The sequence below is a fragment of the Trichococcus sp. K1Tr genome (assembly GCF_028309625.1).
GTDB lineage: Bacteria > Bacillota > Bacilli > Lactobacillales > Aerococcaceae > Trichococcus.
In genome coordinates this window covers 563,936-586,930 of sequence record NZ_JAQMHR010000001.1, presented here as the reverse complement: position 1 = coordinate 586,930, position 22,995 = coordinate 563,936, and the positions used below count along the sequence as shown (strand labels likewise).

At 47.1% G+C, this 22,995-nt stretch carries 22 protein-coding genes, 1 other RNA gene and 2 other annotated features (1 of these 25 running past the window's edge); of the genes, 19 read left to right on the top strand and 4 right to left on the bottom strand.

Annotated elements, in window-relative coordinates; translation table 11 throughout:
* Positions 1–199, top strand: a binding site (T-box leader); it begins 52 nt to the left of the window's first position.
* Between the two features lie 104 nt (positions 200–303).
* From PH235_RS02705 to PH235_RS02665, 9 genes are all read left to right on the top strand, one after another.
* Entirely contained in the window at positions 304–1,101 is a 798-nt protein-coding gene (locus tag PH235_RS02705) for an amino acid ABC transporter substrate-binding protein (RefSeq protein ID WP_272160915.1), read from the top strand.
* Between the two features lie 30 nt (positions 1,102–1,131).
* Positions 1,132–1,932, top strand: coding sequence for an amino acid ABC transporter substrate-binding protein (locus tag PH235_RS02700; protein ID WP_272160913.1), 801 nt, complete (start codon positions 1,132–1,134; stop codon positions 1,930–1,932).
* 32 nt (positions 1,933–1,964) lie between these two features.
* The gene (locus tag PH235_RS02695) at positions 1,965–2,600 is read left to right on the top strand and encodes an amino acid ABC transporter permease (protein WP_086941783.1); all 636 of its coding nucleotides are present in this window, start codon (positions 1,965–1,967) and stop codon (positions 2,598–2,600) included.
* A gap of 15 nt (positions 2,601–2,615) precedes the next feature.
* Positions 2,616–3,296 carry an amino acid ABC transporter ATP-binding protein gene (locus tag PH235_RS02690; protein ID WP_272160910.1) on the top strand — a complete coding sequence of 227 codons (681 nt, stop codon included), beginning with the start codon at positions 2,616–2,618 and terminating at the stop codon, positions 3,294–3,296.
* A 194-nt stretch (positions 3,297–3,490) separates the two neighbouring features.
* Positions 3,491–3,564, top strand: a sequence feature (ribosomal protein L21 leader region).
* Between the two features lie 16 nt (positions 3,565–3,580).
* On the top strand, positions 3,581–3,889 hold the full coding sequence (gene rplU / locus PH235_RS02685; RefSeq protein ID WP_086628296.1) for a 50S ribosomal protein L21: 309 nt from the start codon (positions 3,581–3,583) through the stop codon (positions 3,887–3,889).
* A gap of 14 nt (positions 3,890–3,903) precedes the next feature.
* A complete protein-coding gene (locus tag PH235_RS02680) occupies positions 3,904–4,239 on the top strand; it encodes a ribosomal-processing cysteine protease Prp (protein ID WP_086628295.1) in 336 nt (111 codons plus the stop codon).
* 34 nt (positions 4,240–4,273) lie between these two features.
* On the top strand, positions 4,274–4,558 hold the full coding sequence (rpmA, locus tag PH235_RS02675) for a 50S ribosomal protein L27 (protein ID WP_068560128.1): 285 nt from the start codon (positions 4,274–4,276) through the stop codon (positions 4,556–4,558).
* A gap of 131 nt (positions 4,559–4,689) precedes the next feature.
* Positions 4,690–5,703, top strand: a complete 1,014-nt coding sequence (locus PH235_RS02670) for a class I SAM-dependent methyltransferase (RefSeq protein ID WP_272160909.1) — start codon at positions 4,690–4,692, stop codon at positions 5,701–5,703.
* Between the two features lie 50 nt (positions 5,704–5,753).
* Positions 5,754–6,944: an acetate/propionate family kinase gene (locus PH235_RS02665; protein WP_272160908.1), complete on the top strand. Its 1,191-nt coding sequence runs from the start codon at positions 5,754–5,756 to the stop codon at positions 6,942–6,944.
* Between the two features lie 101 nt (positions 6,945–7,045).
* On the opposite strand, the gene PH235_RS02660 is transcribed toward PH235_RS02665, so the two are convergent.
* From PH235_RS02660 to PH235_RS02645, 4 genes are all read right to left on the bottom strand, one after another.
* The gene (locus PH235_RS02660; RefSeq protein WP_086628292.1) at positions 7,046–7,513 is read right to left on the bottom strand and encodes a universal stress protein; all 468 of its coding nucleotides are present in this window, start codon (positions 7,511–7,513) and stop codon (positions 7,046–7,048) included.
* 98 nt (positions 7,514–7,611) lie between these two features.
* On the bottom strand, positions 7,612–7,914 hold the full coding sequence (locus PH235_RS02655; RefSeq protein ID WP_106448793.1) for a hypothetical protein: 303 nt from the start codon (positions 7,912–7,914) through the stop codon (positions 7,612–7,614).
* A 114-nt stretch (positions 7,915–8,028) separates the two neighbouring features.
* A non-coding RNA gene (gene ssrS, locus PH235_RS02650) (6S RNA) lies at positions 8,029–8,219 on the bottom strand.
* Between the two features lie 104 nt (positions 8,220–8,323).
* Positions 8,324–9,595: a replication-associated recombination protein A gene (locus PH235_RS02645; RefSeq protein ID WP_272160907.1), complete on the bottom strand. Its 1,272-nt coding sequence runs from the start codon at positions 9,593–9,595 to the stop codon at positions 8,324–8,326.
* Positions 9,596–9,784: 189 nt separating this feature from the next.
* Between PH235_RS02645 and gshAB the strand changes: the two genes are divergently transcribed.
* The 10 genes from gshAB to recD2 all read left to right on the top strand — a co-directional run bounded on the left by gshAB (position 9,785) and on the right by recD2 (position 22,891).
* The gene (gene gshAB, locus PH235_RS02640; protein ID WP_272160906.1) at positions 9,785–12,076 is read left to right on the top strand and encodes a bifunctional glutamate--cysteine ligase GshA/glutathione synthetase GshB; all 2,292 of its coding nucleotides are present in this window, start codon (positions 9,785–9,787) and stop codon (positions 12,074–12,076) included.
* Between the two features lie 10 nt (positions 12,077–12,086).
* Positions 12,087–13,178, top strand: coding sequence for a hypothetical protein (locus tag PH235_RS02635; protein WP_272160904.1), 1,092 nt, complete (start codon positions 12,087–12,089; stop codon positions 13,176–13,178).
* Between the two features lie 30 nt (positions 13,179–13,208).
* Positions 13,209–14,351, top strand: a complete 1,143-nt coding sequence (locus PH235_RS02630; protein ID WP_272160902.1) for a cysteine desulfurase family protein — start codon at positions 13,209–13,211, stop codon at positions 14,349–14,351.
* A 55-nt stretch (positions 14,352–14,406) separates the two neighbouring features.
* A complete protein-coding gene (locus tag PH235_RS02625; RefSeq protein ID WP_272160901.1) occupies positions 14,407–14,754 on the top strand; it encodes a cysteine desulfurase in 348 nt (115 codons plus the stop codon).
* Positions 14,755–15,025: 271 nt separating this feature from the next.
* Positions 15,026–15,802 carry a formate/nitrite transporter family protein gene (locus tag PH235_RS02620; protein ID WP_272161032.1) on the top strand — a complete coding sequence of 259 codons (777 nt, stop codon included), beginning with the start codon at positions 15,026–15,028 and terminating at the stop codon, positions 15,800–15,802.
* A 266-nt stretch (positions 15,803–16,068) separates the two neighbouring features.
* The gene (locus PH235_RS02615) at positions 16,069–16,644 is read left to right on the top strand and encodes a xanthine phosphoribosyltransferase (protein ID WP_272160900.1); all 576 of its coding nucleotides are present in this window, start codon (positions 16,069–16,071) and stop codon (positions 16,642–16,644) included.
* Between the two features lie 150 nt (positions 16,645–16,794).
* Positions 16,795–18,087, top strand: coding sequence for an O-acetylhomoserine aminocarboxypropyltransferase/cysteine synthase family protein (locus tag PH235_RS02610; protein WP_272160898.1), 1,293 nt, complete (start codon positions 16,795–16,797; stop codon positions 18,085–18,087).
* A gap of 115 nt (positions 18,088–18,202) precedes the next feature.
* On the top strand, positions 18,203–18,796 hold the full coding sequence (locus PH235_RS02605; RefSeq protein ID WP_272160897.1) for a TraX family protein: 594 nt from the start codon (positions 18,203–18,205) through the stop codon (positions 18,794–18,796).
* A 137-nt stretch (positions 18,797–18,933) separates the two neighbouring features.
* Positions 18,934–20,058 carry a tRNA 2-thiouridine(34) synthase MnmA gene (mnmA, locus tag PH235_RS02600; protein ID WP_272160896.1) on the top strand — a complete coding sequence of 375 codons (1,125 nt, stop codon included), beginning with the start codon at positions 18,934–18,936 and terminating at the stop codon, positions 20,056–20,058.
* A gap of 334 nt (positions 20,059–20,392) precedes the next feature.
* The gene (recD2, locus tag PH235_RS02595; RefSeq protein WP_272160895.1) at positions 20,393–22,891 is read left to right on the top strand and encodes an SF1B family DNA helicase RecD2; all 2,499 of its coding nucleotides are present in this window, start codon (positions 20,393–20,395) and stop codon (positions 22,889–22,891) included.
* Positions 22,892–22,995 lie beyond the last annotated feature (104 nt).

Below are 22,995 nucleotides of genomic sequence, written 5' to 3'. Positions count from 1 at the left end.
GGGTGGTGCGAGCAAACAATAGCATGCAGTGAAATCACGTCTCTGAGCAAGAAGGCCGAAAAGACAGCATCCGCTGTTCTCAGTAGGTTGACTCGGTTGTGCCCGTTACAGCGCTGACGTTTCGAATGGAACGTTATGAGGCGGTTTCTGTGAAGATGCCGCAAAAAAAGGTGGAACCACGACTTCAATCGTCCTTTAACTTTCAGCAGGAAGTTAGAGGGCTTTTTTTATTGGAAACGGATTGATGAGGGGCCACCACAAAATACGGTAATAAAAAAGTACACATATATGGAGGAGAAGAATATGAAAAAATTAGCATTAATGTTGTTGGCATCTACAAGTTTATTGGCTGCATGCGGTGGAGGAGCTGCTGAGGATTCTTCTGCAAGCGGATCGGAAGATTCAGGGATCAAAGAAACATTGGTGATGGGGTTGGACGATACTTTTGCACCGATGGGCTTCAAAGATGAGAGCGGCGAAATCGTCGGCTTTGACGTCGACTTGGCGAAAGAAGTCGCTGAACGCTTGGATGTTGAAATCACTTTCCAGCCGATTGATTGGGCAATGAAGGAAACCGAATTGGCTTCCGGGAACATCGACATGATCTGGAATGGCTATACCATCACGGATGAGCGCAAAGAGAAAGTGCTTTTCACAGAACCTTATCTGAACAACAGCCAAATCATCGTCACAATGGCGGACAGTGATATCGAAACAAAAGCCGATTTGGCCGGGAAAGTCGTCGCGACACAACAAGGATCTGCGGCATTCGATGCCATCAATGCCGACGAAACGGGAATTGCCGCTGAGTTTGATGGGGGCACGGCTATTTTGTACCCTACTTTCAATGACGTGTTCAATGACCTGGAAAGTGGCCGCAGTGACGCAATCGTCGTTGATGAAGTGTTGGGCCGTTACACAATGAAGCAAAAAGGTGAGGAAAAGTATACCGTTCTTACCGATAATTTTGGCGAGGAAGAATATGGTGTGGGTGTCCGCAAGGAAGATGTCGCACTGAAAGAAGCGATTGATGGAGCGTTGAACGACATGCGTGAAGATGGAACGTACGATGAAATCTACACAACTTGGTTCGCTGAATAACATAATTGTTTATTGAAGGAGGAAAGCCGCATGTTGGATAAGCTGAAAAAAGCCGCTTTGATCGGAACGGGTTTATTGTTGTTGGCTGGATGCAACGACGGGACTGCTGATGATGCTTCCGACAGCTCGGAAGCTGTTGCCGAGGAAACGCTGATTGTAGGTTTGGATGACACGTTTGCGCCGATGGGATTCCGTGATGACAACAATGAAATCATCGGATTCGATGTCGATCTGGCGAAAGAGGTCGGTGAACGGATCGGAGCCGAAATGGTTTTTCAACCGATTGATTGGGCAATGAAGGAAACCGAATTGGATTCCGGTAACATCGACATGATTTGGAATGGCTATGCCATCACGCCGGAACGGGCCGAAAAAGTCCTCTTGAGCAAACCGTACATCGTGGATGCGCAATCCATCATCGTTTTGAAGGGCAGCGACATCCAAACGAAAGCAGACCTGGAAGGGAAGTTGGTTTCGACACAACAATCGTCCAGTTCTGTGGACAAAATCATGGAGGACGCATCAGGGATATTTGAAAAATTGGGCGGGGATCTGGTGCTTTATCCTTCCAATAATAATTCCTTCAGCGACCTGGAATCAGGCCGTGTGGATGCCATTGTAGTCGGTGAAGTCTACGGGCGTTATTACATGAAGCAGTCCGGCAAAGACATCTACCGTGTCCTGGAGGATAACTTCGGGGAAGACGAGATGGCGGTTGCCTTCAAAAAGGACAACACTGACTTGCAGGAGCGTGTCGATGCAGCTTTGGCCGACATGAAGGAAGACGGAACCTTCGATGAAATATACGACAAATGGTTCTATAGTGAATAACGAAAATAAAGGGTAAGAAAGAGGTTTATGAAATGGACTTGATACAGACGATACTGCCATCATTGCTTGACGGCTTGAAGATGACACTTACGTTGTTCTTCATCATAGGGATATCCAGCATTCCGTTAGGATTTCTGATTGCCGTCATCCGGGTTTACGGACCCAAGTGGCTGGGTTTTCTGATCCAGATATATGTCTTCATCATGAGAGGGACGCCATTGCTGTTGCAATTGATGTTTGTTTTCTTCGGTTTGCCGCTGATAGGCATCACGTTGGATCGTTTTTCGGCAGCAATTCTGGCATATATGATCAACTATGCCGCCTATTATGCGGAAATCTTCCGCGGAGGTATCACGGCTGTTCCGAAAGGGCAGTTCGAGGCCATTTCGGTGTTGGGTATCGGTAAGGTCAGAGGGTTTTTCAAAATCATCATTCCACAGGTCACCAAGATCGTATTGCCATCTGTAGGGAATGAAGTGATTGCGCTAGTAAAAGATACATCTTTGGTTTATGTCATCGGTCTCGGGGAACTGTTGCGGGCAGGGCAGATTGCCGCGAACACGTATGCTTCGTTAGTGCCGTTCCTGGCAGTGGGTATCGTCTATTTATCCGTTACGGCTGTCATTACGGTGCTGCTGAATAAACTTGAATCCAAAGGGAACTTTTAGGGAGGAGCGGCAATCATGTTATTAAATGCGATGAATTTAACAAAGTCTTATCATGACATAACCGTAATCGATGATTTTTCATTCCACATCGATTCCAATGAAATCGTTGTGCTTGTGGGACGTTCCGGAACGGGTAAGACAACTTTGATGCGCTTGCTAAACAATCTTGAAAAAGCAGACCAAGGCACCATTTCGATCGAAGATGCTGTCTTGTGCAAGCAAGGTTTGAAAGGCGCAGAATATGCGGACCGCAAACAAAGGCGTCTTTACCAAAATAAAATCGGCATGGTGTTCCAGGACTACGCTTTGTTCCCGAACCTTTCTGTGCTGGACAATCTGCTTGAGGCGCCGCTTGCTCAAAAATTGGGCAGCCGTGAAGAGTTGACGGCGAAGGCAGCTGGATTATTGGAGCAAATGGGATTGGAAGACAAATTGAACGCGATGCCGTCGACGTTGTCCGGAGGCCAGAAGCAAAGGGTCGCAATCGCCCGGGCGATGATGCTGAATCCTCGCGTGCTTTGTTTTGATGAACCGACTTCTGCGCTTGATCGTGAATCTTCCGACAGCATCGGCAAGCTAATCCAGGAAATTGCAGCAGGAGGAACCGGCATCCTGATCGTTACGCATGATACCGAGTTCGGGCAACAATATGGTACCCGGATCGTATCCTCAAGCGAATTCGTCAAGAACCGTTAATGATATTGTGAAGGCTCGGGCATGTCCGCAGAAAATCGGACAGTCCAAACAAAAAACAGGGCAGCTGCCCTGTTTTTTGTTTTACCATTTTTGGTCCTCAGTGAGGTAAAAGGCGACTTATTTGACGAATGTTTTGATTTTGGTTGACTTGAGGCTTGATTTTTGATAAGCTATTAATGTTGTAAATGTGCGCACCACGGCTACAACCGCACGAATGGGAGTCATAAGACCTTAAAGGGCACTTCGTTTGGCGAGTCTAAGTAAAATAAGGAGGTGCAGAGAATATGTACGCAATTATCGTAACAGGTGGTAAACAATTAAAAGTTGAAGTTGGACAAGCGATCTACATTGAAAAATTAGATGCTGAAGCTGGTGATAAAGTAACTTTTGATGAAATCGTATTTGTAGGTGGAGAAGAAACCAAAATTGGCGCTCCATTCGTAACAGGTGCTTCTGTAGAAGGCACTGTTGAAAAACAGGGCAAAGAAAAGAAAGTAACTACTTTCAAATACAAGAGAAGAAAAGATACACACCGCAAGCAAGGTCATCGTCAACCTTATACAAAAGTAATCATTGACGCAATCAAAGCATAAGAGTGTGAATAACCATGATTGAAGTGAAATTTAAAGAAGATGACCATGGCAACCTGCTTTCTTTCGAGATTACGGGACATGCCGGGTATGGGGTAGCAGGTGAAGATATTATCTGTGCCGCTGTTTCTGTACTGGCCATCGAAACTGTGAATAGCGTTGAACGTTTAGCCGGTTACCAGATGCTTGTTGATGAAGCTGATGATGAAGGCGGGTATCTCTATGCAGAAATACTTTCCGAAAGGGAAGCGGAACAGCAATACATCACGCAGATTTTACTGAAGCATCTATTCTATTCACTGGAAGATGTCGCTCAGACATATCCAGATTATGTGACCATAAAAATGCAATAAAAACTGTACTACTTAATAAGGAGGTGCAAACCACATGTTGAAATTGAATCTACAATTGTTCGCCCACAAAAAAGGGGGCGGATCTACTACCAACGGACGTGAGTCCCAATCTAAACGTTTAGGCGCTAAACGTGCAGACGGACAAACAGTAACTGGCGGATCGATTTTGTACCGTCAACGCGGAACAAAAATCCATCCAGGTACTAACGTCGGTATCGGTGGAGATGACACTCTATTTGCAAAAGTTGACGGTGTCGTTCGTTTCGAACGTTTAGGCCGTGACAAAAAACAAGTTTCTGTATACCCTACAGCTAAATAATACTTGTACTTTTGCCGATCAACCAATTACATACACACAAAAAAACCTTGCGGGGGCAAATGATCAGTCACTTCCTTCGCAGGTTTTTTTGTTTTTTACAGAACAACAAAAAGTAAGGGACGGTGAACGACTTGAAAGCAACAAATGTTGAGAGTCTTTTCGGTTTAATGGATGAAGCCATCAAATTACTTCAAACGGAAGCTGAACTTTCATATATAGAAGCGTTGTCCGAGACGCTGGAAAATCTTTCCTTTGAAGGGAAAGCACAACAAGTGGAAGGTTTGCCTTCAAATGAGGCAATCGAACGCCTGAACAGCCTCTACAAAAAGATGAATTTGGAAGCATTGGACAAAGAAATCATCCGCAAGAGCATACAACTGACTTTCATCAAAGCCACGAAAGAAGACAAGCTTCAGATGAATCATCAAATGACTCCGGACACGATTGCGTATCTGATCGCTTATTTCATCGGAGAAATAAAAAAAGATAAGACAGAAAAACTGCATGTTTCAGATTTGGCAGCAGGGACAGGGAATCTTCTCAATATCGTCCTGGCGCATTTGGCAAGCAGAGGCAATGAAGTGACTGCGGAAGCAGTTGACAACGATGACCTGTTGATCAGCGTCGCGGCAAACAGCGGATCCTTGATGGGATTGTCCGAAAAAATCCATTACACCCATTCAGACAGCCTGCAGGAACTGTTGATCGAACCCTCGGATATCATGGTATCGGATTTTCCAATCGGATATTATCCGGTAAACGAGCGCGCAAAAAACTACAAAACAGCTTTTTCGGAAGGGAATTCTTTTGCGCATTTCCTAATGTTTGAACAAAATGTGAACTATTTGAAAGAATCCGGTTGGGGGATTTTTATCGTTCCGTCCGACATTTTTGAAACAGATAAAACATCTGTATTAATTGGGTGGTTGAAGGAAAACGTTCATATACAGGCGTTTTTGAGCCTTCCGGAAGATCTGTTCCACAAAAATGGAATGAAAAAATCAATCATTATTGTTCAAAAAAATGGTGAAAAATCGATTCAAGCCGAACAAGTGCTTTTGGGGGAAATTCCAGATCTTAAAAACGCACAAAAGATGCAATCTTTCCTGGATATTTTCCACAATTGGAGCGCAAAGATGATATAATATTTATTAGAGATATAAGAAAAATCAGTCAATTTAAAGGAGAGAAAAAAATGTCAAAAATCATCGCTATCAATGCTGGTAGCTCAAGCTTGAAATTTACATTATACGCTATGCCTGATCAGGAAGTTCTTGCAACCGGAATTATCGAAAGAATCGGTTTGAACGATTCCGTCTTCACAATCAAACACGGAGAAGGCGAAAAATTCCAAGTAACGGAAGATATTGCGAACCATGAGATCGCGGTACAGAAATTACTTGATCAATTGTTAGCACTAAACATCATTTCAAGCTACGATGAGATCACAGGCGTCGGCCACCGTGTCGTTGCCGGCGGCGAAATCTTCAAAGATTCTGCGCGAGTGGATGATCTTGTCCTGGAACAAATCGAAGAATTGGCTGAATTGGCGCCGTTGCACAACCCAGCGAACGCTACTGGAATCCGTGCATTCAAGAAATTGTTGCCTGACATCACAAGTGTTGCTGTATTCGATACATCTTTCCATACAACAATGCCGAAAGTAAATTACCTTTACAGCATCCCGATGGAATACTATGAAAAATATGCTGCCAGAAAATACGGCGCACACGGAACAAGCCACAAATATGTTGCTGAACGCGCTGCTGAAATGTTGGGCAGACCGATCGAAGAGTTGAAGATCGTTACGTGCCATATCGGTAACGGCGGTTCCATCACTGCTGTCCAAGGCGGAAAATCAATCGACACATCCATGGGCTTCACGCCATTGGCAGGCATCACGATGGGAACTCGCTCAGGCGACATCGATGCATCATTGATCGCGTATTTGATGGGCAAATTGGGCATCACTGATATCAATGAATTCGTTGACATCCTGAACAAAAAATCAGGCCTGTTGGGATTATCCGGCGTATCAAGCGATATGCGCGATGTCGAAACAGAAGCTGAAAAAGGCAACGAGCAAGCTCAAATTGCATTGGATATCTTCCACAATCGCATCATAAAATACATCGGACAATACGTTGCGATCATGAACGGTGTGGATGCGATCGTCTTCACTGCCGGCGTCGGAGAAAATTCAGCGCCTACCCGCAAAATCATCATCGATGGCATGTCTTGGTTCGGTTGCGAAATCGACGATGAAAAGAACAATGTCCGCGGCGTTGAAAGAATCATTTCAACTGACGATTCAAAAGTTAAAGTGCTGTTGATCCCTACGGACGAAGAAATGATGATTGCTCGCGACGTCGTACGCTTCAGCTAAAAATATTCATTAAAAATAAAAATTCCGTTATGCCAACTACTGGCATAACGGAATTTTTTTGTTGAATTTTTTCTGGGGCAGGACGGTCAGGCCGCTGCCTGTCATTTTTTAGGTTTTGGTTTGTTCTCGAGATCGGTCCGGACGACCAGCACATCGCAGGGTGCGTTGCGGATGACGTACTCGGATACGGAGCCGATGAACAGTCTTTCTACGGCATTAAGGCCGGTCGCACCGATCATGATCAGATCCACGCCGTATTCGGCAGGCAAATCTTTTGCGATGATGGCTTTTGGTGAACCGTATTCGATGACGGTATGAACATCGGTTATGCCTTCATTCGTAGCATAGGTTTTGTATTCTTCCATCAACGTTTTGGATTGGCGGACGATTTCATCCGTGAAGCTGCCTTCAAAACCTGTGGGGGTCTGTATGGCTCTTGTATCGATAATATGAGTGATGATGATGGCTGCTTTATTCCGTTTGGCCACTTCCACAGCTTTACGGAAGGATAATTCTGATTCTCTCGATCCGTCAACCGGTATCAAAATTTTCTTATACTCTTGAAACATATTAACCACTCCTCTAAACTAGTATCGCTTACAAGTTTATTTTACTTCACTTTACATAAAAATGAAAGCGTATGCGATTCTTTCCGGGAATTTCTTGGTCAGCGGCCCTGATCTTTCATCATGCCGGCCAGCCTGATGCTGAAGAGTGCTGTATACCCTGAAGCAATCAGCACGGCAAATGCATAAAGCAGGGTACTCCTGAAGAAAATCGTCAGCAGGCAGAGAAAACCGATCAACATGTACAGGGCTCCGCCGTTACGGAAAAAGAGCCAGATTTGATGGCGTTGCTGTTCGGTGATCCGGTCCGGAGCCAACACGAAGACGGTGGGGCCTTTCAATGTCATGAAAAGTCCGGTCGAAACCAGCAATAATGAAAAAATGGCAATCAACAATTCTACCAAAGTGCGTCCTCCTCAAGGAAATTGCGGGATAATGGCTCAAAAAGTGCTATCCTGTGCTTTCCAGTCTGCAAAAAAAGCTGCTCAAAGAGCAGCTCCAAAAGTATAAAACTTTATTAGAAATCCGATGGTGCCGGTGAGTTATATTCTACTAGTTTTGAACCCGCATATAAGCAGGTGGGCTCCAATATCCAGTCTCTAACTACCAAATGATAAGGCGTGTTATCCACCGGAATAAACAGGATCCCAAGGTAGTAATAAATTGTTCGGTCAACACATTGAGAATATGTCGAACACCTCAGAAATCTATATACGTATAGTAGCATACTAATCAATCGTTGGCAAGCAAAACACAAGAGTTTCATTCCGGAAACATTACAGCCGCAACAGGTTAAACGCTGCCAAACAATCCTCAGGAATCTTTATTGAAGCGGTGCTGCAATTGGCTGGCCAAGGCCTGTTCATATTTCCCGGTCGAAGCGGGCTCGTAGTAGCGGCGATCTTTCAGCGAATCAGGCAAATATTGTTGTTTGATCCAGTGATCCGGAAAATCGTGCGGGTATTGATAGCCGATGCCGCGGCCCAACTTATTAGCGCCGCTGTAATGGGCATCGCGCAGACTATCCGGTATGTCCCCGGACTTTCCGGCGCGCACGTCGGCCAGAGCGCTGTCCAAGGCAAGATAGGCCGAATTGGATTTCGGCGAAAGGGCCAAATCGACGACAGCGTTGGCCAAGGGAATGCGGGCTTCCGGCAAGCCCAATTTTTCAGCAGCCTGAACGGCCAAAACGGTCCGGGATACTGCCTGCGGATTGCCTAAGCCGATGTCTTCGTAGGCACAGACCATCAAACGTCTGCAGGCGATCAGCAATTCGCCGGCTTCCAGCAGCCTGGCCAGATAATGCATGGCTGCATCGACGTCGCTGCCGCGGATCGATTTTTGAAAGGCTGATATGACATCGTAATGGGCATCGCCGTTCTTATCGTGGACCAATGCCTTCTTTTGGACACACTCCTCGGCGATGTCCAAGGTGATGTGGATGGTGCCATCCGCATCCGGTTTGGTGGATAGGGCAGCCAATTCCAAGGCGTTCAGCGAGCCGCGCACGTCACCCATCGTGCTTCTGGCGAAATGAAGCAAGGCATCTTCGTCGATTACGATTTTTTCATTCCCCAAACCGCGCTTTTCATCCGCAATGGCCCGTTCCAACGCCAATATGACGTCCTGTGTTGTCAGGGGCTTCAATTCGAAAATTTGGGTCCGGCTCCGGATGGCGGGACTGATGCTGATGTATGGATTTTCGGTGGTGGCGCCGATCAGGATGACCTGGCCGCTTTCAAGGTGCGGCAAGAGAAAATCCTGCTTGGGTTTGTCCAACCGATGCACCTCATCCAACAAGAGGATGACTTGGCCGGAAAATTTGGCTTCCTCCACGACGATCTGCAGGTCTTTTTTTGTGTCAGTGGCGGCGTTCAGTTGCCGGAAAGCCGAATGCGTCGAACCGGCGATGGCGCTCGCAATGCTGGTTTTGCCGATTCCCGGTGGGCCGTACAGTATCATGGAAGAAAGCATCTTGGCATCGACCATGCGGCGGATGATTTTATTCTCGCCGACCAGATGACTTTGGCCGATGACTTCGTCGATGTGGACAGGACGCATACGGTATGCTAAAGGTTGTTTCATTGATCTCCGCTCCTTTTTCTCTACCCATTATATGCCATCTGATAAAAAAGAACAAACATTCGCCCGGTTATTTTTTGCGGATTTGTGAAAATTGATTGAAAAGAAAGGCAGGCAACATCTTTACTATTTACAAGCAGAAAAGCTATAATGAATACATTGAAAATTGGAAGCAGAAAGTGAGAGTACATAATGACAGATTTCAAAGAGATTATTTTAACACATAAATTATCGGCATTATTTTCGAAAGCCTCTTTTGGAATCGAAAAAGAAAGCCAACGGATAACGGATGACGGCACGATCGCCAATACAAACCATCCAATCATATTCGGTAATCGCAGTTTCCATCCTTACATCCAGACTGATTTTGCGGAAAGCCAACCGGAATTGATCACACCGCCGATGCAGTCGATCGAGGAAACGCATGAATGGCTGATGGCTATCCATGATGTCGTGCTGCGGTCCTTGCCGGAAGATGAATATTTGTTGCCTTGCAGCATCCCGCCGATCATGCCGGCGAGCGAAGAAATCAAAGTAGCCAAGTTGGACAGCGCGGATGATGTGGCGTACCGGGAGTATTTGGTCTCTGTTTACGGGAACAAGAAACAGATGGTCAGCGGCATCCACTTCAACTTCGAGTTGGATCCTGCCCTCATCAAAGAACTGCATCAGCTTTCCGGGGCTGCCGGGACGCTCAAAGCGTTCCAATCGGATGTCTACTTGAAGATGGCGCATAACTTCATCCGTCACCAATGGATCATGACCTATCTTATGGGAGGATCCATATCCGCCGACAGCTCCTACTTCGAAAAAGAAACACAGCACGATTTGCCTCTGGACAGGTACACAAGAAGCATCCGCAGCAGCAAGTACGGATACGTCAATAAAGCGGATGTGCATGTTTCTTTTGAATCGATTGATGCCTACGTGCAGGATATCGAAAAAATGGTGACAACCGGCAAACTCATTGCCGAAAAAGAATTTTATTCCACTGTCCGTTTCAGAGGGGCCAACAAAGCGCGTGATTTGCTGACGAACGGAATCGCCTACCTCGAATTCAGGCTGTTCGATCTGAACCCATTTGCTGAGTTCGGCATGCATAAAGAGGATATGTACTTCATCCATTATTTCCTGCTCTATTTATTGTGGATCGAGCAAGATGCCAGCGAAGAAGAGATGAAGATCGGGAAAGAAATGAATTACAGCACTGCTTTGGAGAATCCTCTGCAGCCATCAGCATTCCAAGCTGAAGGGCTGTCCATTCTGAAAGGGATGCTGCAGATGCTGGAAGCGATCGGTGCAGAAGAGAAAATCAGTGCAATCGTCAAAGAAAAAATCGAAGCATTCCACAATCCGGAAAAGACAGTGGCTGGGCAGATGGTCAAAGCATTGGACGCGGCAGAGGACAAAGCGGTTTGGGCCGCATCTTTGGCCAAACAGTACAAAGAAGCTGCCTGGAAACGGCCGTATGCCTTGAGAGGCTTTGAGGACATGGAACTCTCCACGCAGATTCTGCTTTTCGACGCCATCCAAAAAGGTTTGAAGGTCAACATGCTCGACCGATATGACCAATTCATCTCGCTGACTTACAAAAACCATCGCGAATACGTGAAGAACGGCAATATGACGGCAAAAGACAGCTATATTGGCCCGCTCATCATGGAAAACAAGGTTGTCACCAAAAAAATATTGGCGGAGAACGGATTTGCGGTTCCGGACAGCGGAGAGTACCACTCGGTGGCAGCAGCCTTGCGCGACTATCCTATCTTTGCCGGGAAAGGCATCGTAGTCAAACCAAAGTCCACGAACTATGGTCTGGGGATTTCCATCTTCAAGGATGGCGCATCCTTTGAAAATTATGAGAAAGCTATCCATATGGCATTTGAAGAGGACGAAGATGTGCTCGTGGAAGATTACTTGTCCGGCACCGAGTACCGTTTCTTTGTCGTCGGAAACGAAACGAAGGCTGTATTGCTGCGTGTACCCGCCAATGTGGTAGGCGACGGCAGCCGGACGATCCGCCAATTGGTCGAGGAAAAGAATAAAGACAGCTTGCGCGGCAAAAATCATCGTACGCCGCTGGCATTGATCGGGACCGGGGAACTCGAGAAGTTGACGATTCAAGGCCAAGGCTATACTTTCGACAGTATCCCGCCTGTAGGCACGACTGTCCGTCTGCGGGATAATTCAAATATCAGTACCGGCGGCGATTCGATTGATTTTACGGATCAGATGGACGATAGCTACAAGCAATTGGCTGTGCAGATGGCAGCCTCACTGGGTGTTGCAGTGTGTGGGGTGGATATCATCATCCCGGACCATTCAGTCCCGGCCGCGAAAGTGGAGCCGAATTACGGGGTGATCGAGGCGAACTTCAACCCAGCCATGCTGATCCACATTTATCCGTACCAAGGGAAAAGCCGACGTTTGACGATGGAAATCCTGCGCTTGTTGTTCCCGGAAATGCAGCTGGAGGAAGAGTAGGGGGAACTTCATGAAAAAATCATTTCTGAGAATTGCCATCCATATTTCAATTGCCTTCATCATGCTGTATGGATACCTGATTGCGATGGGATTCAACAATTGGGTGCAACTGTTGTCGTTTGATCCGATCCTCATTCCCCTATTGTTTGTCGGTCTGTTCTTATCCATCTATGTGCACATCTTTCTTCATGAAGGGGGACATTTTCTCTTCGGAAAACTGAGCGGTTATCGGCTGGTCAGCTTTCAAGTCAGACGTTTCAAGTACAGCCAAGCGGATCACAGTCTGCATCATAGGCAGACTGCCTCGCCTTTGCTGGCGGGCCAATGCTTGATGGCGCCGCCGAAAGGGGACTATGCGGAATTACCTTATCGCGGTTATCTGCTGGGGGGCATTATGGCTAATGCTTTGACGGGGGCACTCTTGTACAGCGCGGCTTTTTTGCTGGAGCTGAAGGCGGGCTCCCTGCTCGTTTTGTTCAGTTTTGTGCCTGTCTGGATGGCTTTAGCGAACCTGCTGCCGAAAGGGCAGAATGATGGAGCCGTGCTGAGGGAAGTGAGCCGATCTATGCCCGCGCGCAGGCTCCTGTTCCAGCAATTGGAAATGGCGCGGCTTATCGAAGAAAAAGTCCCATTCACGGACTTTCCGGACGCTTATTTCGAAAGCTTAAAAGATGCGCAGTATCAAAAAACCTTCCTGGTTGACTACTTCTACATGGTCGCCTATGTCCGCGCTTTGGGGGAACTGGATTTTGAAGAAGCCGATTCATTGTTGCAGACTTTTTCAGCCAATCGTCCGGTCACAGAGTCGGTCTATTGGCCCATCTATGTGATGGAATCTTTATTTTGCGATGCGCTGTTCGGTCGGGTCGCTAATGCAGAGAAAAAATACATCCAAATACAAGCCCACCCATTGTTGAAAAGGTACTGGTATGCAAACAACAGAATAAGAGCGTCCTATGCGTTTTTCTGTCTTATCGATATTGAAGCAACGAAGAAATTATTGGGACAGGGTCCAGCAGATGCTGAAAAATCCAATACAGAATTGGACAACAGCATCGAACTGCGCCTGTACCGATGGCTGAACAGTTATTTTGAACAGTAGAAAGACTTGTGAAAGAAAGAAGGTAACAAAATGATTTATTTCGACCATGCCGCTACGACCCCGGTGCGACCTGAAGTTGTCGCGGTCATTCAGGAATCGCTTAGCGAAGATTACGGGAATCCTTCCAGCACCTATGCGATGGGAAGACGAACTAGACAGCATATCGACCAGTCGCGCAGGGTTTTTGCGGCATCCATCCAAGCAGACCCGGCTGATATCATCATCACAAGCTGCGGCTCCGAATCCAACAATACAGCGATCATACCGACTGCGTTGGCTCTGAAGGAAAAGGGGAAACACCTGATCACTTCGGCAGCGGAACACCATGCAGTCCTGCATCCGATGCATTATCTGGAAACGTTAGGCTTTGAGGTGACCTATCTGCCGGTGGACGCTGCCGGAATAGTAAACTTGCAATCCGTGAAGGATGCGATTCGAGAAGATACGATCCTTGTCTCACTGATGTATGCCAACAACGAGGTTGGCAGCATCAATCCGATCGCTGAAATCGGCGCATTTTTGGCCGAGCAGAACATCCTTTTCCATACCGATGCCGTTCAGGCTTATGGCAGCGAGCAGATTGATGTCGGGCAACAGCATATCGACCTCTTGTCCGTTTCCGCGCATAAAATCAATGGGCCCAAAGGCATTGGGTTTTTATACCGCAAAAATAGCCTGCATCTGCCTAATTTCATCCATGGCGGCAGCCAGGAGAACGACCACCGCGGCGGTACGGAAAACACGCCCTACATCAGAGGGTTTGCCAAAGCCGTCGCACTGATGGAGGCGGAACGCAAAGAAAGCAACCGGAAAAAGCGTGAACTGGGCGAGTATTTTCTGAGCGAGCTTGAAAAGAGCGGTGTCCCATTCGAATGCAACGGTGTCTACACTGAAGGGGTACCGCACATCTTGAACATCTGGCTGCCCGGCATGCGTTCCGATAAAATGCTGATCCAGTGCGATCTCAAAGGGATCATGCTGGCGGCCGGATCCGCCTGTACAGCCGGCAGTCTTGAACCGAGTCACGTATTGGCAGCGATGTACGGTAAGGGGAATCCACGCGCAACAGAATCCTTGCGCATTTCTTTCGGACCGGATAACACTACCGATGAGGTGGACACACTGATCGCATTGCTGGAAAGCATCCACAATAAGCAATACAAGAACGGCTGAACGAAAGAAAAAAAGTATGTTATGATAGAGAAAACGTTATCTTGGAGGACTGCATATGGCATTCGAAAAAAATGTATCTTTAAAGGGATCCGGAAAAACCTTTCGATTGAATGAACAGGTGAAACGCTACACTTTGCGCGACAATGGTTTTGAAGAAACCAAAAACGGCAATTTCCAAATGGTCCGCGATTTGGACAGCAGCGTGCTGCATAAACAAGGGATCAAAGTGAAAATTGTCGTCGCTGCCGATCTGAAAACATTGAAAGTTTCCACAACGACGAGCAACGGATTGCAGACAGTGGATGTCTACGGTAAGGCAACCATGTCGGCTGCAAAAGAACAGTTGGAATATATTTTGGACAGTTTGGTCGAAAACGGCGTCCTGACTGAAGTTTCTGAGTGATCCAAACTTATTTTCGATATCTGAAAACAACGGACCGGCACTGTGAGAGTTAATCTTACGGCCGGTCTTTTTTGCATCAAATTGAAAAACGTAATCCGCTTGGATGCGTGTGCACCAAAAGAACACGATGCACACTATAAGCACATTAATATAATTATATAAACCGTTATTTTTTTCATTCCAATTCCTATGAAATATGATATACTTATTCAGAATCGCACAAACAATTCGGGAGATGAAGAAAGTGGAACAAAAATATCAAGGCGCAGCCATGACTACAGTTGATAAAAGCGCCCTCAAGAAGTCACATTTATTTGAGACTTCACAAGTAAAATATTTCATCAGATGTATGCTTGCTGGTATGTTTTTGACGTTGGGTACAGCAATCGCTGTTATGGTCGCTGAAAAAGCAGAACACATGCTGCCAGGTAGCGGGAAATTTTTCTACTCATTCATGTTTGCATGGTCTTTGGTCATGATCAATTACATGAACACAGAATTGGGTACATCCAACATGATGTACATGACAGCAGCTATTTACCGCAAGGTGCTGGCACCAAAAAGAGCTTTAGCAATTTTATTCGCTTGTATTTTATTCAACCTTATCGGCGGAACAATCGCTTCATTCGTCATGTCATTCACGAATATTTTCCAAGATTTGCCGGCGGAGCACTTCCTTTTCCATGCAGTTGAAGGCAAGTTGCTCAAAACACCTATCCAGATGGTAGCCGAAGGTATTTTCGCGAACGTCATCGTAAATACGACTGTATTTGTGAGCGCGCATATGAAGGATGACGCCGGCAAGCTTTTCTCGACCATTTTCATCATCTTCATCTTTGCATTTTTAGGCTTTGAGCACGTTATCGCCAACTTCTCATCCTTCAGCCTTGCGTTTTTCGCATTCGGCGGCGCTTTGCCAGGGATGACGGTCGGCAGCGTTCTGACGAACTGGTTCTTCGCTATGATCGGCAATTACATCGGCGGCGGATTGATCATCGGTTTGCTGTACTCATGGATGAACAAAGATTCCGAAGTATACGTTGACTAAGCTTCACAACTGAAAACGAGAAGGGTCCGGGAGCCGGATCCTTCTCGTTTTTTCTTCTACGGATAAAAAACTGCCCGAATGAAGATTTGTTCGTTTTTCCGGGTGGATGCTTACCCCAACCGGCGATAACGCTTACGGATGGTTGACAAAAACGAAGATTATCTGTATTGTTTTACTGTTATTTGTTAACGGAAATAAGTCATGCTAGCCGACTGTCGCAAGCGGCTGATAGATAGAACGAAATGTGATGAAGGAGGATTTTTTTTATGAAATTGCTTGAAGAACGCATACTGAAGGACGGCATCGTGTTGGGGGACAACGTGTTGAAGGTGGACAATTTCTTGAACCATCAGATCGATCCGGTATTGATGCAACAATTGGGAGATGAATTTGCACGGTATTTTGCCGACAAAAAAATCACCAAAATATTGACGGTGGAGACATCCGGCATTGTGCCCGCAGTATTCACAGGTTTGGCATTGGGAGTGAAAGTTGTTTTTGCAAGAAAACAAAAGAGTCTGACGATGAAAGACAATCTTTATTCAGCCACCGTGTACTCTTTCACGAAAGATGTCACAAACGAAATCACAATCTCCAAACAATATCTTGATGAGAACGATACGGTCCTTATCATCGACGACTTTTTGGCGAACGGACAAGCCACCAACGGCTTGATGGAGATCTGCAAGCAGGCTGGAGCGGAGATTGCCGGTGTCGGTATCGTCATCGAGAAATCCTTCCAAAAAGGCAGAAAAATTCTGGAAGAGCAAGGCATGGATGTCTATTCATTGGCGCGCATCAAGGCTTTTGAAAACGGTACGGTACAGTTTATCGAAGAATAGCAAGTCCGGAAGACAGACACGCTCTGTCTTTTTTTGTTCCTCAGGATCTTTCGATTTCGCCTCAATATCTCCACAAAGCCTTTTGGAATTGTGGTAAAATGTTAAATATATATGAGATTATGAGCGTTATCTTAATGAGGAGGGTCAATCATGAGAATTGAAACACAATGTTTACACGAAGGGTATCACCCAGGGAACGGGGAGCCAAGTGCGCTTCCGATTTACCAAAGCACTACGTACAGATATGACTCGACAGAACATATCGGTAAATTATTCGACTTGACGGCTGCCGGACACATGTATTCGCGCATATCCAATCCTACGGTTGCGGCCGTGGAAGAGAAAATTGCGGCGATGGAGGGTGGCGTAGGGGCTTTGTGCACAACTTCCGGACAGGCAGCCACCATGATCAGCTTGATGAACATCCTCAAGCAAGGCGATCATTTCATCAGCACCGCCTCCATTTATGGCGGTACCATTAATCTGTTTGCCGTAACTTTGAAGCGATTCGGAATCGAATGCACATTTGTCGACCAAGAACTGCCTGAGGAAGAAATCCAAAAAATGTTCAAACCGAATACAAAGGCTGTATTCGGCGAAACCATCGCAAACCCCGCTTTGTCCGTTCTGGACATCGAAAAATGGGCAGCGATCGCTCACAACAACAACGTGCCTTTGATCGTGGACAACACGTTCCCGACGCCGTACCTTTGCCGACCGTTCGAGTTTGGAGCGGACATCGTGGTCCATTCCACTTCGAAATACATGGATGGCCATGCTGTGCAGATGGGTGGGGTCATTGTCGACAGCGGCAATTTTGACTGGAAGAACGGCAATTTCCCAGAATTCACCGAACCGGATGAATCCTACCATGGTATCGTCTATACGGACAGCTTTGAGAAAGCTGCGTATATCACAAAAGCACGGGTACAGATGATGAGGGACATGGGGGCGTACCCAACCGCCAATGCTGCCTTCTTATTGAATCTGGGGCTTGAAACACTGCCTGTGAGGATGGACAGACATTGCAGCAACGCCTTGAAAGTCGCTGAATATTTCAAACAATCCGAAAAAGTCGAATTTGTGAATTATCCCGGCTTAGAAGGAGACAAGTACCACGAATTGGCAAATAAATATCTGCCGCTCGGAACGTGCGGCGTCATTTCGCTTTCGATCGAAGGAAGCAGAGAAAATGCCATCAAATTCATGGACAGCCTGAAGTTGGCGTCCAATGAAGTCCATGTGGCCGACATCCGGACTTGTGTGCTCCATCCGGCAAGTTCGACCCACAGACAGCTGACCGACGAGCAATTGGCGGCAGCAGGCATCACGCCGGGTCTGATCCGCTTTTCGGTAGGGCTTGAAAACGTGGATGACATCATCGAAGACATCGAGCAAGCTTTGGCGCACCTGAATTTGGATGCGAAGCCTTATACAGTCTGAGCGAAAGTTTCCCTGAAAATGAAGCAGAAATCCTTCCAAGGTTTTCTGCTTTGTTTTCTTTATTGCGAAAGTTTTTTGGAAATCCACACAATTCAAGAAGATCGGAAGTGACGGAATGGCGTACAACAACAAAACGGCACTCATCAAATGGATAGCGATCATAACCATGACGATCGACCATATCGGCTATTATCTGTTCCCCTCACTGCTTTTTCTGCGAGTTGTCGGACGCATCGCTTTCCCTTGTTTTTTGTATACAACCGTGCAAGGGGTAAGGGAGACGCGTGATTTCCGCAAGTATCTGCTGCGGCTGGTCCTGACCGGGCTCATCAGTATGCCGATAACCGCCCAAACAGGGAATGTCTTCAATATCCTTTTCACCTTGGCACTTTTTGCCTTATCGATCAAAGACTACCGGTTCATCTTGCCGGCAATCTTGTTGGTCCATTTTACGGAATACGGTTTGTATGGCTTGTTGATGGGCTGGACAATCTATGTGCTTTCGGAAAAACATGCCGCTGCGGGAATCGCTTTGTTTTTGTTGGTGAATGCCATGCAATTCCCCTCATTGCAGGCAATCGCTGCAGTGGCGCTCATTCCCATGCTTCTGCCGGTTGATTTCCGGATCAGACCGCTGCCGAAATGGGCCGGTTATGCCTATTATCCTATCCATCAAGTTATCCTGATGCTTATCGCCAGACTGATGTGACTGTCGGGTTGGATGTGGACAGGCGAGAAAGCTTGAATTATGCGCTGGGATGGTGTAAACTGTTTCTTTGTATCGGATGTTACTTATATAATGTAAGAAGTGATTAAATACACAAATCAAGTAAGGGTGTGATAGGCATGCAAGACAATTCAAAAATACGCGTGGTGGTCGGAATGAGCGGTGGTGTTGACTCTTCTGTCACAGCATTGCTTTTGAAGGAACAAGGCTACGACGTCATCGGCATTTTCATGAAGAATTGGGATGATACGGATGAATTCGGATTCTGTACGGCAACGGAAGATTACAAGGATGTTCAGGCTGTCGCACAACAGATCGGCATTCCCTATTATTCCGTCAATTTCGAAAAGGAATACTGGGATAAGGTCTTCCAATATTTCCTGGACGAGTATAAGAAGGGACGGACTCCGAATCCGGATGTCATGTGCAATAAGGAAATCAAGTTCAAGGCTTTCTTGGATTATGCGATGGAATTGGGGGCGGATTATGTTGCAACCGGGCACTATGCGCAAGTCGTACGTGACGAAGATGGCACGGCTCATCTGCTCAGAGGCGTGGACGACAACAAGGACCAAACCTATTTCCTGAATCAGCTTTCCCAAGAGCAACTTTCCAAAACGATGTTTCCGCTGGGCGGAATCGAAAAACCGGAAGTGCGCCGCATCGCTGAAGAAGCGGGTTTGGCGACAGCCAAGAAAAAAGATTCGACAGGCATCTGTTTCATCGGCGAGAAGAACTTCAAAGAATTTTTGACGAACTTTCTGCCGGCAATCCCGGGCAAAATGGTCACTTTGAGCGGCGATGTGATGGGTGAGCATGCCGGATTGATGTACTATACGATCGGGCAAAGAAAAGGCTTGGGAATCGGCGGCGGCGGAGAATCCGACGATCCTTGGTTCGTCATCGGCAAGGATCTGGAGACAAACACGCTTTACGTGGGCCAAGGCTATCACCATGAGAACCTCTACGCTGACAGTCTGGATGCGACCGATATCCATTTCACAACCGAAGGCAAAAAACCATCCGTGTTCACCTGTACGGCAAAATTCCGGTATCGTCAAAAAGACACTGCGGTCACTGTCTACCTGAACGAAGACCAAACGACCGCCCGTGTGGAATTTGCGGAACCGGTCCGTGCCATCACACCAGGCCAAGCAGTCGTATTTTATGACGGCATGGAGTGTCTCGGTGGGGGAACGATCGACAAGGCTTATCAAGCCGAACGCGTCCTGCAGTACATCTAAATAAGAAAAGCTGAACGGGTTCGCTCAGCCCTGAAAGAATTTTAGGAAATCTTACCGACTGAGCATCGAAGAGCGCAATAGGTAAGATTTATCTAAATTCCGAAGGGCTTACCCGTGAAGCTAGCCAACGATTTGGAATACATGAAACTTTTTTCAATCTTGTGAACCACCTACGGTGATGCGCTTTTAAATTTGAAATAGTTTATCTTTTAATAAAGCGAGAGGCCGGTTTTTTTCTCCGGCCTCTCTTTAATTTGATCGGGAATTGTGGTATCGTTCTTAAGGAATCTTGTAACAAGTCTGAATATTTTAAAAAAGGGAGGGGATCATCCGGATGGATACAGAACAAGGCTATATCGTTGGAGAAATCAAAGTGATTTTCTTTGAAAACGCGAGTAATTTCTACAAAGTCATGCTGATTTCAGTCAGTGAATCGAATCTCCCGCAAAAGCTTGATGAAATTGTTGTGACGGGAAGCTTCGGTCAGATAACCGAAGATACAGCCTACCGCTTTTTCGGCGAGGTCGTGGAGCATCCAAGATACGGGGTCCAATTCCAAGCCAATTCCTATCAACAGGAAAAACCCACCTCCAAGAATGGGTTGATTGCATTCTTGTCGGGGGAACGGTTCCCGGGCATCGGTAAACGGACAGCTGAAAAAATCGTCGAGACTTTTGGCGAAGAAGCGGTCGACGTCATCCTCGATGACCCGGATGCGCTGAAAAACATCAGCGGTATGACACCCAAAAAAAGGGAAATGATGCGCGATGTGCTGATGCAGACGCAAGGGACCGAGAAGATCCTGATCGCTTTGGGGAACTATGGTTTCTCCAATAATCAGGCAGCGAATATCTTTCATTTTTACCGTACCGAAACGCTGACTGTCCTCAACGAAAATCCTTACCGACTGCTCGAGGACATCGAAGGCATCGGCTTCAAGAAGGCCGATCAATTGGCGGAGGAGTTGAATTTCGCTCCGGATCACACGAGCCGGCTGAAGGGGGGCTTGTTTGCGACGTTGCAGGAACTTTGCCTCTCGAACGGGGATACCTATGCCGACGGGACCGTCTTGCTTGAGCGGACGATCCATTTGCTTGAGCAAAGCCGGCGCTTCATCATCGAGGATGCGCCCGTCATCGAGGCGTTGATGGAGATGGTGATGGACATGAAGGTGGTCGAGGATCACAGCCGTTTTGCCATCCCATCCCTTTATTTCGCAGAAGAGGGCATCGCATCATCGATCGATAGGCTTCTGAAACGGAAGACGAAAATTGCTTATCCGGGAGTGGATTTGGATCTGGAAATCGAGCATCTGCAATCAAACTTGCAGATCCGCTACGGCGCTTCCCAAATTGAAGCGATAAAAGCAGCTTTGCTTTCACCGTTCTTCATCCTGACCGGGGGACCCGGTACCGGCAAAACGACCGTTCTGAAAGGGATCGTGCGCATGTTCTCCGAATTGAACGATCTGCCGGAAGACCCTCACGATTACAAAGACGGACTATTCCCGATATTGCTTGCCGCTCCGACCGGACGTGCAGCGAAAAGGATGCAGGAAACGACAGGTCTGCCCGGCAGCACGATTCACCGCTTGCTGGGCTTGACGGGCCAAGAAAAGGAATCCGAGGAGCTTTATACGCAAGAGCTGGAAGGCAAGCTGTTGATCATCGACGAAGTTTCGATGGTGGATACGTGGTTGATGCACAGGCTCCTGAAATCGGTGCCGCAGGGTATGCAAGTGCTGTTTGTGGGGGATAAGGACCAATTGCCGTCGGTCGGCCCTGGTCAGGTGCTGTTCGATCTTCTGAACTGCAAAGCGTTGCCGCAGGTCGAGCTGAACGAGATATTCAGGCAGTCCGGCGATTCATCGATCATCCCGTTGGCGCACGAAATCAAGAACGGCATCCTCCCGCGCGATTTCCGCAACAATCAAGCGGACCGGTCGTTTTTGCCTTGCCAAACGCACCAGATCGAACCGGTGATCCGGCAAGTCGTCGAAAAAGCGAAGTCAAAAGGGTTCACCGCGAAGGATATCCAGATTCTGGCGCCGATGTACAAAGGCGCTGCCGGCATTGATGCCATCAATACGATGATGCAGGAGATCTTCAATCCGAAAGGGAACAAGAAAAGACGGGAAGTCGCTTTTTTTGATGTCGTCTATCGGGTCGGCGACAAGGTGCTGCAGTTGGTGAACCAACCGGAAAACAATGTCTTCAACGGGGACATGGGCGAAATCACCGCCATCCAATTCGCCAAGGAAACGGAAGAGAAAGTCGACCAGATCACGATCCTCTTCGATACCGTGGAAGTCACCTATAACCGGAACAATTGGAACAAGTTCGTTTTGGCTTACTGTTGTTCCATCCATAAATCGCAGGGCAGCGAATTTACGATGGTCATTCTGCCGATGGTGAAACAGTATGGGCGGATGCTGCGCCGCAACCTGCTTTACACAGCCATCACCAGGAGCAAAAGCAAATTGATTTTGTGCGGGGATTACGAAGCTTTCGAAACGGCAGTCGTAAGCACCGGCGACATCCGGAAAACGATGCTGCATGAAAAACTGGAACGCAACCTGAACAATGACAAGGTCTTCACTGCGGAAGAACCGGCCGAAAGCAAGGAAACGAAGGCGCCCGGCGCCGGGAATGAAGCTGCTGTATCGATCACCGAAACAACTACAGAATCCGCAACCCAAAAGCCAGAAAACAAAGAGTCTCCAAAAATCATACCCGTCTACCATTTGACCATCGGACAGATTTCCGATGGGAGCATCGATCCGATGATCGGCATGGAAAATATAACGCCGGAAACTTTCATGAATGAAAAATAACCCGGGAAAAGTCCGCAGACAATGCAGAAATTGTCTGCGGACTTTTCAGCTGTCAGAAAATCAATCAGCGCAGAATGCTCCGATCAAAGTCGCACCAAAAGTCG

Coding starts and splice junctions, on each gene's coding strand:
- PH235_RS02705 (WP_272160915.1), top strand. CDS start 304: ATGAAAAAATTAGCATTAATGTTGTTGGCATCTACAAGTTTATTGGCT.
- PH235_RS02700 (WP_272160913.1), top strand. CDS start 1,132: ATGTTGGATAAGCTGAAAAAAGCCGCTTTGATCGGAACGGGTTTATTG.
- PH235_RS02695 (WP_086941783.1), top strand. CDS start 1,965: ATGGACTTGATACAGACGATACTGCCATCATTGCTTGACGGCTTGAAG.
- PH235_RS02690 (WP_272160910.1), top strand. CDS start 2,616: ATGTTATTAAATGCGATGAATTTAACAAAGTCTTATCATGACATAACC.
- rplU (WP_086628296.1), top strand. CDS start 3,581: ATGTACGCAATTATCGTAACAGGTGGTAAACAATTAAAAGTTGAAGTT.
- PH235_RS02680 (WP_086628295.1), top strand. CDS start 3,904: ATGATTGAAGTGAAATTTAAAGAAGATGACCATGGCAACCTGCTTTCT.
- rpmA (WP_068560128.1), top strand. CDS start 4,274: ATGTTGAAATTGAATCTACAATTGTTCGCCCACAAAAAAGGGGGCGGA.
- PH235_RS02665 (WP_272160908.1), top strand. CDS start 5,754: ATGTCAAAAATCATCGCTATCAATGCTGGTAGCTCAAGCTTGAAATTT.
- PH235_RS02660 (WP_086628292.1), bottom strand. CDS start 7,513: ATGTTTCAAGAGTATAAGAAAATTTTGATACCGGTTGACGGATCGAGA.
- PH235_RS02645 (WP_272160907.1), bottom strand. CDS start 9,595: ATGAAACAACCTTTAGCATACCGTATGCGTCCTGTCCACATCGACGAA.
- gshAB (WP_272160906.1), top strand. CDS start 9,785: ATGACAGATTTCAAAGAGATTATTTTAACACATAAATTATCGGCATTA.
- PH235_RS02635 (WP_272160904.1), top strand. CDS start 12,087: ATGAAAAAATCATTTCTGAGAATTGCCATCCATATTTCAATTGCCTTC.
- PH235_RS02630 (WP_272160902.1), top strand. CDS start 13,209: ATGATTTATTTCGACCATGCCGCTACGACCCCGGTGCGACCTGAAGTT.
- PH235_RS02625 (WP_272160901.1), top strand. CDS start 14,407: ATGGCATTCGAAAAAAATGTATCTTTAAAGGGATCCGGAAAAACCTTT.
- PH235_RS02620 (WP_272161032.1), top strand. CDS start 15,026: ATGACTACAGTTGATAAAAGCGCCCTCAAGAAGTCACATTTATTTGAG.
- PH235_RS02615 (WP_272160900.1), top strand. CDS start 16,069: ATGAAATTGCTTGAAGAACGCATACTGAAGGACGGCATCGTGTTGGGG.
- PH235_RS02610 (WP_272160898.1), top strand. CDS start 16,795: ATGAGAATTGAAACACAATGTTTACACGAAGGGTATCACCCAGGGAAC.
- PH235_RS02605 (WP_272160897.1), top strand. CDS start 18,203: ATGGCGTACAACAACAAAACGGCACTCATCAAATGGATAGCGATCATA.
- mnmA (WP_272160896.1), top strand. CDS start 18,934: ATGCAAGACAATTCAAAAATACGCGTGGTGGTCGGAATGAGCGGTGGT.
- recD2 (WP_272160895.1), top strand. CDS start 20,393: ATGGATACAGAACAAGGCTATATCGTTGGAGAAATCAAAGTGATTTTC.